Annotated in this window: 17 protein-coding genes; all 17 read right to left on the bottom strand. The window is 33.1% G+C overall.

Going from position 1 to position 13,000, the window contains the following annotated elements:
• The 17 genes from EHE19_RS19170 to EHE19_RS19250 all read right to left on the bottom strand — a co-directional run bounded on the left by EHE19_RS19170 (position 1) and on the right by EHE19_RS19250 (position 12,778).
• Positions 1 to 318: a hypothetical protein gene (locus tag EHE19_RS19170; protein ID WP_137698753.1), complete on the bottom strand. Its 318-nt coding sequence runs from the start codon at positions 316 to 318 to the stop codon at positions 1 to 3.
• Positions 302 to 700 (bottom strand): hypothetical protein, encoded by a 399-nt coding sequence (locus EHE19_RS19175; RefSeq protein WP_137698754.1) that lies wholly within the window; start codon positions 698 to 700, stop codon positions 302 to 304. Before EHE19_RS19175 ends, EHE19_RS19170 begins: the two co-directional genes overlap by 17 nt.
• Positions 700 to 1,041 carry a hypothetical protein gene (locus EHE19_RS19180; protein ID WP_137698755.1) on the bottom strand — a complete coding sequence of 114 codons (342 nt, stop codon included), beginning with the start codon at positions 1,039 to 1,041 and terminating at the stop codon, positions 700 to 702. Before EHE19_RS19180 ends, EHE19_RS19175 begins: the two co-directional genes overlap by 1 nt.
• Entirely contained in the window at positions 1,042 to 1,326 is a 285-nt protein-coding gene (locus EHE19_RS19185) for a hypothetical protein (protein WP_137698756.1), read from the bottom strand.
• A 12-nt stretch (positions 1,327 to 1,338) separates the two neighbouring features.
• Positions 1,339 to 2,529 carry a phage major capsid protein gene (locus EHE19_RS19190; RefSeq protein ID WP_137698757.1) on the bottom strand — a complete coding sequence of 397 codons (1,191 nt, stop codon included), beginning with the start codon at positions 2,527 to 2,529 and terminating at the stop codon, positions 1,339 to 1,341.
• 6 nt (positions 2,530 to 2,535) lie between these two features.
• The gene (locus EHE19_RS19195; protein ID WP_137698758.1) at positions 2,536 to 3,276 is read right to left on the bottom strand and encodes a head maturation protease, ClpP-related; all 741 of its coding nucleotides are present in this window, start codon (positions 3,274 to 3,276) and stop codon (positions 2,536 to 2,538) included.
• Positions 3,276 to 4,481: a phage portal protein gene (locus tag EHE19_RS19200; protein WP_244648292.1), complete on the bottom strand. Its 1,206-nt coding sequence runs from the start codon at positions 4,479 to 4,481 to the stop codon at positions 3,276 to 3,278. Before EHE19_RS19200 ends, EHE19_RS19195 begins: the two co-directional genes overlap by 1 nt.
• Positions 4,482 to 6,137 (bottom strand): terminase TerL endonuclease subunit, encoded by a 1,656-nt coding sequence (locus EHE19_RS19205; protein ID WP_137698759.1) that lies wholly within the window; start codon positions 6,135 to 6,137, stop codon positions 4,482 to 4,484.
• Complete coding sequence (locus EHE19_RS19210; protein ID WP_137698760.1) at positions 6,124 to 6,435, bottom strand: P27 family phage terminase small subunit; 312 nt, start codon at positions 6,433 to 6,435, stop codon at positions 6,124 to 6,126. Before EHE19_RS19210 ends, EHE19_RS19205 begins: the two co-directional genes overlap by 14 nt.
• A 140-nt stretch (positions 6,436 to 6,575) precedes the next feature.
• Entirely contained in the window at positions 6,576 to 6,896 is a 321-nt protein-coding gene (locus EHE19_RS19215; RefSeq protein ID WP_137698761.1) for an HNH endonuclease, read from the bottom strand.
• Positions 6,897 to 7,080: 184 nt separating this feature from the next.
• A complete protein-coding gene (locus tag EHE19_RS19220; RefSeq protein ID WP_137698762.1) occupies positions 7,081 to 7,932 on the bottom strand; it encodes a hypothetical protein in 852 nt (283 codons plus the stop codon).
• Positions 7,933 to 8,183: 251 nt separating this feature from the next.
• Positions 8,184 to 8,666 carry a hypothetical protein gene (locus EHE19_RS19225; protein WP_137698763.1) on the bottom strand — a complete coding sequence of 161 codons (483 nt, stop codon included), beginning with the start codon at positions 8,664 to 8,666 and terminating at the stop codon, positions 8,184 to 8,186.
• A 665-nt stretch (positions 8,667 to 9,331) separates the two neighbouring features.
• Positions 9,332 to 10,459 carry a pentapeptide repeat-containing protein gene (locus EHE19_RS19230; RefSeq protein ID WP_171003631.1) on the bottom strand — a complete coding sequence of 376 codons (1,128 nt, stop codon included), beginning with the start codon at positions 10,457 to 10,459 and terminating at the stop codon, positions 9,332 to 9,334.
• A 166-nt stretch (positions 10,460 to 10,625) separates the two neighbouring features.
• The gene (locus EHE19_RS19235; RefSeq protein ID WP_137698765.1) at positions 10,626 to 11,063 is read right to left on the bottom strand and encodes an ArpU family phage packaging/lysis transcriptional regulator; all 438 of its coding nucleotides are present in this window, start codon (positions 11,061 to 11,063) and stop codon (positions 10,626 to 10,628) included.
• A gap of 72 nt (positions 11,064 to 11,135) precedes the next feature.
• Positions 11,136 to 11,486: a DUF7768 domain-containing protein gene (locus tag EHE19_RS19240; protein WP_190530425.1), complete on the bottom strand. Its 351-nt coding sequence runs from the start codon at positions 11,484 to 11,486 to the stop codon at positions 11,136 to 11,138.
• Positions 11,479 to 11,874, bottom strand: coding sequence for a VRR-NUC domain-containing protein (locus EHE19_RS19245; protein ID WP_342343333.1), 396 nt, complete (start codon positions 11,872 to 11,874; stop codon positions 11,479 to 11,481). The genes EHE19_RS19240 and EHE19_RS19245 overlap by 8 nt, the downstream gene beginning before the upstream one ends.
• Positions 11,867 to 12,778 carry a rolling circle replication-associated protein gene (locus tag EHE19_RS19250; RefSeq protein ID WP_190530427.1) on the bottom strand — a complete coding sequence of 304 codons (912 nt, stop codon included), beginning with the start codon at positions 12,776 to 12,778 and terminating at the stop codon, positions 11,867 to 11,869. Before EHE19_RS19250 ends, EHE19_RS19245 begins: the two co-directional genes overlap by 8 nt.
• Between the last annotated feature and the right edge of the window lie 222 nt (positions 12,779 to 13,000).

The raw sequence follows: 13,000 nt of genomic DNA on the forward strand, positions 1-13,000 counted from the left end.
CTATAATTTTTCTATTAAATTAAAATCGTACACAGTTTGAAAAAACATTTCTGCCTGTAACCATGTACGATTTTTTGAATAATGTATAGCTTTTTTATTTAATAATTCTTCGACTTTTTGTTCTGCTTCGTGGTTAATTTTATCTGAGTACAATTCAATGCTTATCTGCCTAGTAGCTATACAATTTTTATTGTCTGCACCCCTTATATCCGTATGGTCAATAAATATAATGTAAGGTAGTGCAGGAGGCTTTAGAAATCTTTCCTCAGCTACTTTATAACCAGTTGTCTCTAGCCATGTTTTAACGTCCGTTAGCATTTTCTATAGCCTCCCTTGCTAGTTCTTCCATACGCTTTTGTGCTAATTCTTCACCATATTTTATGTGAGGAAATGCTCTAGTTCTTCCACCTTGACGAAGTGCATGCCCTTTTTCAAGTAAATGTGTTAGTCTATGCTGTCCGTTTGCAACATACCATGTTTTCCTTTTTTCAAACTGGCCTTCATATGAGGTTTTAAGTCTAAATGATTTAACATACTTTTTTGTGTGTTGCTCAAAAGTTATGTGATTTTTTATTTCTTGATTGACTTCATCTGCTACAATATCTACAGACTTTTTTATTCCATCTGCTACTTCATTTGAATAGATTTGAAGTTCCTCAGTTATTGCAGCTGCCAAATTATTAATATCTATTGTTTCCATCATGTCACCTTGTGTATTTCAAGTTGTTTCAAAGTTAAATCAATACTAAGAGGGTTAGTATCATATTTGATTTGAGTAAGTATAATATCATATTTACCCCTGCCTTTTATCTCCAAAGTATCATGGGTATCAATGCCAGGTACTTTTGGAATACGAATTACAGCATTAACCTCATCTTGTACTGCTCTAGCTGCAAATACTCGATTAAAACCTAAAGCACGATCAGAAAAGCCTAAGCTTTGATATTTATATGTTTTGTTCCCCTCTTCATCTTCCGCATAAATATCACACACACCATCGCTAAAGCTTGTGAACTCTATATTGTCTGTTTTTATTAACAATTAGATTACCTCACTTTCAACTTGATTGTTTATGTGCAAGCTTAATAATTCAGATGAAAAATTCTTTTCAAACATTTCAAGGGCATGGCTATTGGCATATCTGCAATAATCAAAAAGCAATGATCGTGGCAAATCTTCAACGGAAAAATCAAGAGGCACACCTGCAATAGTCTGTAAGCGCGCCATCCCTCTTTTTATTATCCCAGTAATATTTTTGTCAGTTTCAGCATCCTGCCATGTTATATGCAGATAAGTTTTAACATCATTTAATAAGCCCTCCGGCATTTATATCACCTCTTAAGCCTGTTGCTTTGTTTTTACCACATTTGTTACTGATACTTCAAGAGTAGCAGGAGTAAGCCCACTAATATCTGCAAGAATAAAGGCGTTATCGTCTAAAGCTCTGCCATTACCGTATAACTTGGTTAGATATACCCTTTCATCATCGAGGAACTTGAATTCATCTGAATACTCTATCTTACCGCCATTTGTACCAGCTCCTATACCCATAAAGTACTTATCAGCCAATCCAAAAATAGCACTACCAGATTCTACTGCAGATGATTGTACTACTGTAGTTGGATATGGAAATACATCATGTGAATATGTACCATCTGCAGCTCTTACAGTTGTTGCCGGAAATACTTTAGTAAAGTAATCCTGTGGATTCACTATAAGTAAGATGTTATTAACAGGCCTTGTCTTGTTATTAGGTGCTTGTGCTAATTTACCAGCAATAGCTCCATAGGTTACTGGACTAAAATCTTTAACTACGACTGGAGTTTTTTTAGGATAAACACCTCCTGTTACTGTTACATCATCAGATACATCCCTATCCATTCCAATAGGCTCATCTTTACCAGTGCCTGTAACAATAGCAGTCTCTAGTGCTAATGCAATTGCTTCTGAAAGTACACCTCTTACATATGCATCAATCCAAGTAGGGCCAACTACGATCATATCCTTACTTATTGGCATGAATGCAGATAGCTTACAAAGTGTAAGGTCTATTTTTCCTATGGCACCACTTAATTCTTTTGTAATAGCTGAATTAATAGCCCCCCACACAGCAAGTTGCGCACCTTGTTTATTGACTATCATCTTTGTCAATATTGTAGTGTTTGTAAATGTTATGGCTGAAAGTAATGGGTGAGCTTCTTTTATATCAGATATTACATTATCAATTACTGTTTCCGGATATGCAGTATCAAGAGATGTAAAAGCCTGCCTGATATCTGGTGCCTTCAAAGCATCAATTATTCCTTGATAGAACTTGTTTTCCTCAGCGGTTAGCTGGTGAACTCCTCTTTTAGCTAGTATAGTGCTATCAGCTGTTTTTTGATATGCTTGAAATTCCTCCATAATATTTTGCTGTACAGACTCAGCAAAAATGTTAAATGCCTGAGCAATTGCATTTTCGTCTGTACTTTTAAAAGCTGCTACTAAGTTATCTCTTAATTCCTGCTGTATTAAGTCTTTTGATTTCATTTAAGTTCATCCTCCTATTTTCTTATTAAAAAATGCTGCCCTAAGTTTTTCAGCATTTGTTTTTTGATTAATAAACTGTTCTGGAACAATAATTTTACCTTTAGCCTGCTGAATTTGATATTTTATGGATTGTTCAAATCTCTGCTGTGCTTCTGTAATGTTTGTATTTTCCTTACCTGCAATTTCGTCACATAAGCCATACTGTAAACACTGTTCAGCACTTAACCATGTTTGCTCATCAAGTAGCTGATTTAATGTTTCTTCGCTTAACTTATCCCCAGCTTTTGTAAGGTAACTAGAGCAACTTGCCTTGTCAATTACCTCTACATCATTAGCTGCCTTTCTGAGTTCTTCCGCATTTCCATATGCAGCCATTGAAGCATGATGAATCATCATTAGCGTATTTGTTCCCATAACAATCTTATCTGCGGCCATAGCTATAACAGATGCTATAGAACATGCAAAACCATCAATATATGCAGTTTTATATGCTGTATGTCTTTTTAGCTGGTTATATATTCCCAGACCTTCCTTAACATCACCACCGTAACTGTTAATATAAAGGTTTATAAACTTAACATCTTTTGCTACTTCTAATTGTTTTTGAACATAGTTTGCAGATGTTTGACTTTCTATTTTTTCACCAGTCCACCAATCCCGGCTATCTCCCTCAACATAGTCATAAATGTATAAATCTAGGGTGCTTAAATCAATTGATTGCTTAACTAAAAATATAGATTTTGTCACTATTTCTCACCTCCCTTCATATCCTGTACATCTGAATAATTTTTTGTAATCCAATGCTTTTTGCTCCATTCTTTGTTCAATGGACTGTCCCCCGCCTTCTGTCTTAAATCATCAATGCTATATCCACCACTTGCTATAAGCTTGTCAAAGGATTCTGAGATGGAGAATATATCAATATGCTTAATACAAGTTGTATCTGCCTTAACATAAGAGCCTTTTAAAAAAGCACTTTTGCCATATCTTTTACGGTTGATTTCCTCTCCAACCATATCCGATAAAGGATCAATGCAAAATGTTAAAAAATTATCCGTTATCTTCTCTACGTCTGCTATATCCCCCCTAAGTAGAGATGTAGGAATTTTAAATGCTTGTGCAGCTCTGTCTAATTCCTCTTTAACTATTGCAGATATATCAACCATATCACTAGTGGATTTTTTACTTCCTTCACCGTTTTGCTCATTATAGTTAAATCCTCTATGTAGTGGTAGTACTGCATTTTCAGCCTCAAAATATGTCTTAAATCTGTTATTCATTAAATCATCAAATCGTTGCTGAAAATTTTTATCACCAGATGCAGTTGCATCAATATCAAGAATTCCTTTTCTTCCCCCGGAGCGTTTGAATTTTCCTATGGCCATTTTAAGCAAATTGTTATAGCCATTCATCAACTCAGAAAGTAGTCGTTGAACATCATTATTGCTATATTTAAAATATAGGACTTCGCTCATTTTGAATGTTTTATCAAACTTCATTGTTCCTCTAGTAACATTTGTAAAGGTATTTTCTAGTACTGCATACTCTGTTTGAGTGAAATCATCAGCAATAATCAACTGACCGTTTATATCTAAGATCAAGCACTCGTTATAGTAAAGCAGTTTTGATATAAACTCCTGTATAAATTGTGTCGAGTTCTGGTTTCTGTTTGGCTCTATGTTCCAAAGGTAGTATTCGTCACCTTTAACCTCAATGCCATTTAGGTATGTTTTAAATTCACATTTACTTAATACTCCAGCAATAAGGTTGATTGCAGAACAGAGCGCGAAATCTTTTATCGCAACTAATGCTTCGTTTGACGCCAATGCATTTTGATTTATAAATATCATTGACTTTTCAACTCCAAAGAAGTCCTTAATCCAGTCAAAAAACTTCAATTTCTCACCACCTTTCAAGGTAAAATAAAAAGCCTTATTTCTAAGACTTATCATTTAATATGTGTATACTCCCAAATCAAAATCCGGAGTTTCTCCACTATCTTCTAAATCAACTCCACCAGCACACATTGCAGAAATAAACGCCATAAATCCATCTGTTTTTCTGCTCTTAGGCTCAATTTTTCCATAACTAAAATTGCCATGTGCCTCTTGCTTTATACAAGTATTGTTTGTATACCATCTCATTAATGGGTTATTTCCCCACGCAATTTTATGATTACTAAATAGGCTAGTTATAACTGGAGAAATAAGCATTTGATTACTAGGTCTTGTAAGCTTAATATTATTAGCTCCCTGTTTATCAGTATCGAATCCAACTTCTCTTAATGCCTTTGCTAACAATGTATATCTGTAATTATCTACGCCCAGCGTTGTTATGTTATACTTTTGTGCCTGTTCAGCTAACCAAGTAGCTGGTATATCCGGAGATATTTCAACGCCTTTCACAAATGTTAGCAATCCAGCCTCTTCCCAATCATGCAATGGTGCTTTTATTCTTCCCAAGTCATTACACTTTTCACATACCCATGTATGCGAAATCCAATAGTAAACTCCCTTGTATTTAAAGAGCAACCCAGCGCATACAAAATCAGTTGTTTTTGCATAGTCCATACCAGCAATACAAGTACAACCTGTTAAGTCTGGTATTTCTTGATTAGTAGCAAGTATATTCTCCCAAGATGTAACTTCAACATCCTTATTCCCTTTTGGAATGTTCATTCTTTTTGTCATGAATGATGAATTACTTATAGGGTCTTCTTTATAGTCAACATACTCTTTTTCAATCTGTCTCCTAAGCTCCTCATTGTAGTGTAAGGATGGGTTTGCTTTATCCCACATCTTAGGATCGTCTACTTCCTTTTCATCATCAAGCTTACAGATAAATGGCAATAAACCATTATCTCCACTTTGCTCGTTAAGGATTCTCTCAGCTCTAGCAATTATGTGATCAAGCGGGCCATCTCTTACATCTCCGTTTGTAGTAGTAATAGTTGTTCTTGGATTCTTCTTTTTCCCTAATCCAGTTTTAAAAACCTGAATTGATTTATAGTTTTCATATTGATGGTATTCATCAAAATCTACTTTACCGGGTCTGCCACCATCCTTTGTTTTTGCATTAGATGTTCTATATCTTAATTCTGATTTTGTCTTTAAATTCCGGATAAGTTCTTTATTCCAGTAAAAATGTTTTTTTAATTTTATTTCATTAGCCTCTAAGACATTGTATACATCATCAAAAGATGTTCTAGCCTGTTCTTCTGAATTAGCACAAATATCTATGTGATAATATTTAACGTTGTTATATTGAGATAGCAAGCAAAAATCTTCAAAACTTAAGTATCCATTTTTGCCAGCCCCTCTTCCAACTAAAATAAACAAGTCCGGCCATCTTAAAATACCAGGCGAGGAATATGTACAATTGTGGAGAGTAAAACAAAATACTTCCCAAGGCAATAGCTCAAACGGGAAGTATTTTTGCAAACCTAAATATTTATGTAATTGTGTTTCATCTACAAATAAGTTTTCCTCAAAGAAACATTTCTCTACATAGTCACATAATAAAAGCTGCTCTTTACAAACTTCAACTTCTCCACTTCTTACAAGATCAATGTAATCCTGAATTTCCGGAATCAACTTAGAGTTCGTCATCACCATCACCAGCTTTAACATTTGATGTCGTTAATCCAAGTTCTTTTAAGATGGCTAATTTTTGTTTATTATACATAAGTGCATTTTTTACAGAGGGATTATCTTTCTCGTATTCTTTTCCTGCTGCCGAAATTGCTATATATGTTTGACCTCTTTTTTTAATATCTTTTTGCATATTTTTTTCTTGAATCCAGTACCAAATATAATCATCAATCAAGCTTGAAAAATGTTCTACATTAGCACCTTTATCCTTAAGCTGTTTTATAAGAGAATCCTTTATTTTCTTAGCACTTGCCATGTTTTCTAAATCCCTCCTTTCAACTCAATTTCTTTTATATAATTTCATTTTTTCTCACGCGTGAGGTTTTTCTGTTTTGTCGACCCTGCTACCCGTTCTTCCTACTCTCAAATTTTTTTCGTTTTTTTGACCGGGGGGTACTACCATCTTTCCTCATTTAGCTGTGGTTTGCTTTTATTATTTAGTTTTTCTGGATGCTCTTCATCATGACAACTATTGCATAAAGAAATAGTATTATCTAAACTCAACGCTAACTCAGGATGTTTTCTTACATGCTTTATATGATGAACGCATTGTGCTGCACGAAATAACCCTTTAGTTTTGCATTTTTGACATTCGTTGTTGTCTCTTTTCAGAGCTTCATCTCTAATTTGTTCCCATAACTTTGAATTATAAAAAGCTTTTATATTGTTATTCTCAATCAGCTTATTAATCCAATGAACTAAATCTGGTGTTGTCATTACTCTGCTTATCCTCTCAAAAACTATTTAATAACAGCAAAAAAGAGATAGAATATATCTATCCCCCTTATTGTTAATTCCTTTGTATTGAATTTAGTCTTACACTATATTAAATTGTTTCAAAAATAAAGTGGCCATTGAGTCTCACACCCTAAATATAACTAAAAAGCATCTAAAATTCTAATTAAGTTATTTTTATCTTTACTTCACGCATATCTTCAGATAAACCCATAATGTTTAATACTTCTGATATAGCACGTTCCACTGTTAATTCTAATCCTTTTATTGATCCATCATATTTTACTTTAACTTTAATAGTATTATTTTCAGTCCATATCTTAAGTATCTCTTTTATAGATTTATTTAAATACAATTTAGATATAATTTCTTTGGCAACAAAATCGAGTTGTTGAAAACAAAAATTGTCAACAAGTTTAATTTCAACTTGATTTATACTATTACTTATTTCAGCATATCTTTTAAATTCTTCGTAAAAATTACTAGAGTTTCTATTATTTTTAACAGCACTTTCAATCCTGTCTAGGCGATTTAAAATGTATTCCATTGCATTTGTTTGTATTGGTTCAACTGTGTTAATCTTTCCTAGTATAGCTTTTTCACTTAAAGTTTTTTCTAATGCAGAAAAAATGGGATTATCAATTTCTTCGGTTTTAATACAACTGATCTTATCAATTTGCTTTTTTAAATTTGCCCTTAAGTCTATAACTCCTCTTGCATCATTTACGTAAAAAATCGTCCTTTCTGTTACCACATCAAATGGTAATTTTTGATCTCCAGATTCCATAATTGTTATTACTGGTTTTCTTATTGCATGCCTAAATGCCAATTCATACATAACATTAGGGTTTAGTCCAGTTAAATTGGCAATTACTAATTCTGATTCGTATATACTCATTATTACTTGCTTATTTATAGATCCTGGAGTATACATTCTATGGGCTACAATAATTTCATATTCTTCCTCTAAAACAGGTGCTATTGCAGAATCAATAATGCCTTCTATATGCCTTCTCATTGGGCTGCCTTCATTATCTATTGGAGTAATAATAAAACATTTTTCTTTTGGGTTTCTCCTTTTTTATTATTAGTCACATCAGTCATGCAATCATCTCCTTCACTTTCTATATTTCTTCATAAAATAGAAATATCCTTCATAAAAACATAATTAAAGCTCCATTGGCATCGGAGCTATTGAAAAGAAGTTTTAAATAAAAGGAAGTATAACCCATTTAAAAAAGTTTGTTATAAAATATTATTTTATATTAATTATTTATCAACCAAAAGATTAAGACATATATTCAGCACCATGTTTTTTTTACCAGCATATCCAAACCACTTTTCCGCTTCTTTTATAAAATATGTTCCCGCAAAACAAAATCCCGAATAAATAATAATAACCCATTCCTTACCTATAATATCAGAAAGTAAAGCTGCAAATATGCCAAACATAGTGAGAATTAAACCGCCCATAGATATGGTATCACTTGACCTAACATCTGAAATACTAGCCTTAAGTAATATAATTAGCTTCTTTTCTTCTTTACTCCCTTTTTGAATATTATTTATATTTAAATAATTCCTAAGCTCATATTCAACTCTTGAATATAGTTGTTCAACATTTTTACATTGTTTCTTCTTAGAATATAATGGTTTTAATCTATCGTTTAAAAACTCATCATAGGTTATTCTATTAGCCTCTGATTCACAATTTACACCATTCGTGTTTTTCAGCTTATTATTTACCAACATGTCAACCTCGCATTTAGTCAGATTATTATTTTTCATAATTCTGCATAAAAAGATGTAATCCTGCAAATAAGAAGGACAAAAAAACTTGAAGCAAATTAACACCGCAAGTCTTTGTACTAAACATTATTCTTTCATAATATTTTAGCATATAAAAACCGTATGAACTTCCCTTATTTTTCTCATTTTATTGCATATTATTTACTTTTATGGTAATATGTTTTAGGTATGTATATTGTCTTATTGATTCTTTCATCGTCTGTGGATTACATGATTTTCTAAGTTAGAAACATGTAAAGGAAAGAGGTGTATTGTAATGACCTAAGACATCTTTAGGTTGAGTAAGCCACTTAATATTTTGGCTTAGACAATGAAAGGAGGCTCCTATATGTATTTTATACTTGGAAGCACAATGTACATACTGGGTATAGCATATTACATATGTGCGTTTCGAAACAAACATAATTAATGTGTATACCGATAAAGGGAATGTAGATAGAAATATCTATATTCCCTTATCACTTTAAAAAGTTACTGAAATATATGTTGCCCTACATGATTAATTTACTCAAACAGACTACTCATTAGAATTTAGTAATCAACTAATTTTATAAAGCAAAAACCGCACATTATTTTTAACTAATGTACGGTAGTACTAACCAAAAATATTACTTAACTAATTCTTTCAGCTTTTTTTCTGATGGTTCAATGATTTTTTCGTTAATATTACGTATAAGATCAAATTTATCTTGATAATAGGAGATATTTGACACCCATGGTAAACCTTCTATACTATCCCACATACCCCATGGTATTTCTCCATTAAGTAAAAGGGGTTGGATGGGCACATGGCGTAGTTCTCTAACTATAGTTCCTATCTCAAATGGGGAACATATCGGCTCTGTCATATCAACAACAACAAACTTTGACATACTAGCCAACGTTAAAACTGTCTCCTGGGTATTTCTAGTTGCAGGTTTATCAAAATCAAACATAACTGGTAAATAGTCATGTTTTCTCAATTCGTCTCTTATTGCATCAAGTATTTCTTTTCGTTCTTCCTTAAATCTTCCTAAAATCAAAACGACTTTTGAAGTAATTGAATCTATAACACTTCTTATCTTTTTATTGTTCAACATCAAGTATATGAATTGTGCAACTTCAAGGTTATCAGTTGTTATGTCAGCCTCGCCGTATGGCGTAATCTTAATATTATTAGATTTAATGTTATTTCCTGCTTGTAAATCCCATACAGATATACCATAAATTCTACATCCACTAAAATCAGTATTTTCACACACTGTTCTAATAAACCTAGAGTGCATTAGGTTCGATTCGCTTAAATCCGCCTCACTAAGGTTTGTAGCACTCAAATTTGCTCTGCACAAATCTACATTCTTTAGAGTTGCTCTCTCAAGTATTGCAAAATTTAGGTCTGCCTCGTTAAGATTTGCTCCTGTTAGATTTGCTCCTGTTAAGTTTGTCCCTCCCAAGTTTGCTCCTGTAAGGGTTGCTCTATATAAATTTGTTCCAATTAGATAAGCATCACTGATGTTTGCCCTACTTAGATCTACTCCACTTAGATTCGCTTGGCTTAAATTAGCTCCTCTGAGATTCGTTTTACTTAGGTTAGCAGATTCAAGGCTTACATTACTAAAGTCTACCCTCATAAGATCCATTCCACTTAAATCTGCATCATTTAAGTCAAGTCTTATCCTACTATAATTTGCTAATTTCCAATTATTCCACTCATTTATATCCTGCTTTAGTATATTAATGTACTCTTTATTAGCCATTTTCCCTCCCATTTATACCATTAAAATTTATAAATATATTTTACCATAATGGCAATAGATCCTAAATTGATTTATTTAAAGTACTATTTCATATAAAAATTATCATTACTGTACATATATTTTTATAAGCAAACTTAAGTTATGTAATTTTACTTACAATTTCGTCCTAATACTCTTCAATCCCATACATATGTATAGTAAACTTATACAATGCCTGGTCTTTAATTCTATACACCTGGCTTTGTTCTACTCCTAACTCTTCTATCAATGTTCCGATATGGTCTTTTCTTCTATGTATAAAAAATCTGTCTAATACAAGCCTCTCTGTATTGTCTAAGGCTTGCAAGCCCCTTTCTATTATGCCTAATATTTTCCTATCTGCTTCAAGTAGAAAGTTAAGACGTTCACGTTCTACTATATTATCTAGCATATAGTCCTCCAACTTGCTACCACCACCATGTGCCGGAATCTTATCACTTTTATTTACCTTAATTCCTTCGAATTTTAGTTCTAATGCTTCTATACGTTCCTCTACGTTATCTATGCTTGCTTTAAGTCCAGAATATTTCTTTAAGTCTTGTACTGCACAATCTGACCACTTCATTCTATCTCCTCCCTATTTTCCTTAATGCTCATAAACACATAATCTTCCGGTAGGTATTCAAAAAGCCGTTCTCTAATTGTTATTCTGCTCTGCCTCCTCCGTTCCACCAGTATGTAAAACTGTCTTCACTGGTATGCCTATTTGCTTTGCTAATTCTATCTCTCCCTGCATTCCTTCGCTTATGACATTTCCAAATACCCATACTTCATCACAATGTTTCACAAGCTCAAGCCCTAAAGCTAATGCTGTTTCCCTCTCCTGCTGTACTTTATCGTTAAGTATCCCGTTGAATGTAACGTGTGGAGCTATTGGAATATACCCCATTATTAAAACAGTCTTGCAATACTCTTTCGCTCTTGTTATATTTTCTTCTATATCTCCCTTAACTGGGGAACATACATAAACTAACTTTTTATTAAACATTTTCTCTTCTACCTCCATTTTTTAAATAATTTGTAATAACCTTTGAAGCTTCCTCCCATCCGTAACAAACTGCTGTAAAATATCCATTATTGTCTAATGCCTCTAACCATTCGTCTTGATTTTGTGTCGTTTTATTCTTGCCTGCCTTTAGTTCTATATATAGTCCATGATATACGCCCTTCGGTACTGGTAAGCATATGTCCGGTACACCTGCTTTTACTCCCTCTGCTTTAAGCCTCTTCGCTGTTGTAATATTCCTCTTTCCACCATTTGGAATATGATACATTAGTTCAAGCTCTGGCATAGTCCTAGATGATAAAGTAGCCCATCTAAATAAATATATTTGCTCAACGCTCTCACTTGCTGTTGGAATTTTGCTTTTAGGCAATCTCTAAACCTCCTTTGCTTTTCCGATTCTTTTCCCTCATATGAGGCTTATCCCTCTGCCGCATCCTTACATACAGATAAGCACCACTCACAAATTTGCTGAATTTTATATCAATGTCATTAAATATGTATCCCTCATATAACTTTTCGAATGTGTCACTTGCTAAATTCTGTTCTCTGGCGATCCTCTCCGCTTTCCTTTTTGTCATTTTGCTATCTGCTATAGTAATTTTAGGTTTTTCTAAATTTCTGCTTGTTGTATATCTCTTTGAATTTTTAGAATCTTTTGTTATGTATCTGGCTAGTCCTTCCAGACCATAATCATCAGGCTGCAATCGTCTACTGTGTGTCCTACCTCCCTTATCCCAAATTTTTTCCGCTGCATCTCTATCTCGGAAATTCATTACTATGTGATGGTGTACCCTTTTTTTACCTTTCTTCTCATCCTCTTCATACTCGGTTACATAAATGTATTTAAGAGCAGGAAGTTTATTTTTTCTTACATATCTGTTTAAACGTCTAATGTAATTTTGCATATCCTTTTTGGCCTGCTCCGGACTGCCCGGTAAATGTTTACTATCGTATGTAAATGTAGCCCATATATCCTCATTAGTGAAATTTGTATTTATTAGCCTTATAATTTTTTTCTTTGTGTTTTTCTCATTCAAATTTTTTTGCACTTCTCTACTAGGCTTTTTTTTCTTCATTCTGACATCTTTATTTCCTGTTTTCCATATAGGATATATTTCACATTCCAACATTTGCCCACTTTTTATTGTTTTTACTCTATATTTCTTAATATTTTTATCTCTCAGAGCTTCTATTTTTTCCTCTATGCTATCTTCAAATTGAATGTCATATATATCCTCATAATTTTCTAAAATATAGCTACTACTATACGGCACATATTTACCCCCTTTAATTCAATCATATTAATTAGCTTTAATTAGCTAATAAATGGTAATTTCTTGTTTATGGTTGTTAAGTTAATACCTATTACGAGCCCGTAAACGCCTATTAGCGTTGACTTTGACTTATGCCGTTAAGTATGCTATACTGTTATTGTATTTGTTTGGCAATTAGTCAAGTTTAAGGTTACGCCTTGTGTACTACTGGAATAGCATACA

It is taken from the genome of Ruminiclostridium herbifermentans, assembly GCF_005473905.2.
Taxonomy (GTDB): Bacteria; Bacillota; Clostridia; order Acetivibrionales; family DSM-1351; genus Ruminiclostridium; species Ruminiclostridium herbifermentans.

Bases quoted from the DNA above. Each gene is read 5' to 3' on its own strand.
- EHE19_RS19170 (WP_137698753.1), bottom strand. From the start codon at position 318: ATGCTAACGGACGTTAAAACATGGCTAGAGACAACTGGTTATAAAGTA.
- EHE19_RS19175 (WP_137698754.1), bottom strand. From the start codon at position 700: ATGGAAACAATAGATATTAATAATTTGGCAGCTGCAATAACTGAGGAA.
- EHE19_RS19185 (WP_137698756.1), bottom strand. From the start codon at position 1,326: ATGCCGGAGGGCTTATTAAATGATGTTAAAACTTATCTGCATATAACA.
- EHE19_RS19190 (WP_137698757.1), bottom strand. From the start codon at position 2,529: ATGAAATCAAAAGACTTAATACAGCAGGAATTAAGAGATAACTTAGTA.
- EHE19_RS19200 (WP_244648292.1), bottom strand. From the start codon at position 4,481: ATGATAAGTCTTAGAAATAAGGCTTTTTATTTTACCTTGAAAGGTGGT.
- EHE19_RS19205 (WP_137698759.1), bottom strand. From the start codon at position 6,137: ATGACGAACTCTAAGTTGATTCCGGAAATTCAGGATTACATTGATCTT.
- EHE19_RS19210 (WP_137698760.1), bottom strand. From the start codon at position 6,435: ATGGCAAGTGCTAAGAAAATAAAGGATTCTCTTATAAAACAGCTTAAG.
- EHE19_RS19215 (WP_137698761.1), bottom strand. From the start codon at position 6,896: ATGACAACACCAGATTTAGTTCATTGGATTAATAAGCTGATTGAGAAT.
- EHE19_RS19220 (WP_137698762.1), bottom strand. From the start codon at position 7,932: ATGAGAAGGCATATAGAAGGCATTATTGATTCTGCAATAGCACCTGTT.
- EHE19_RS19225 (WP_137698763.1), bottom strand. From the start codon at position 8,666: ATGTTGGTAAATAATAAGCTGAAAAACACGAATGGTGTAAATTGTGAA.
- EHE19_RS19230 (WP_171003631.1), bottom strand. From the start codon at position 10,459: ATGGCTAATAAAGAGTACATTAATATACTAAAGCAGGATATAAATGAG.
- EHE19_RS19235 (WP_137698765.1), bottom strand. From the start codon at position 11,063: ATGAAGTGGTCAGATTGTGCAGTACAAGACTTAAAGAAATATTCTGGA.
- EHE19_RS19240 (WP_190530425.1), bottom strand. From the start codon at position 11,486: ATGTTTAATAAAAAGTTAGTTTATGTATGTTCCCCAGTTAAGGGAGAT.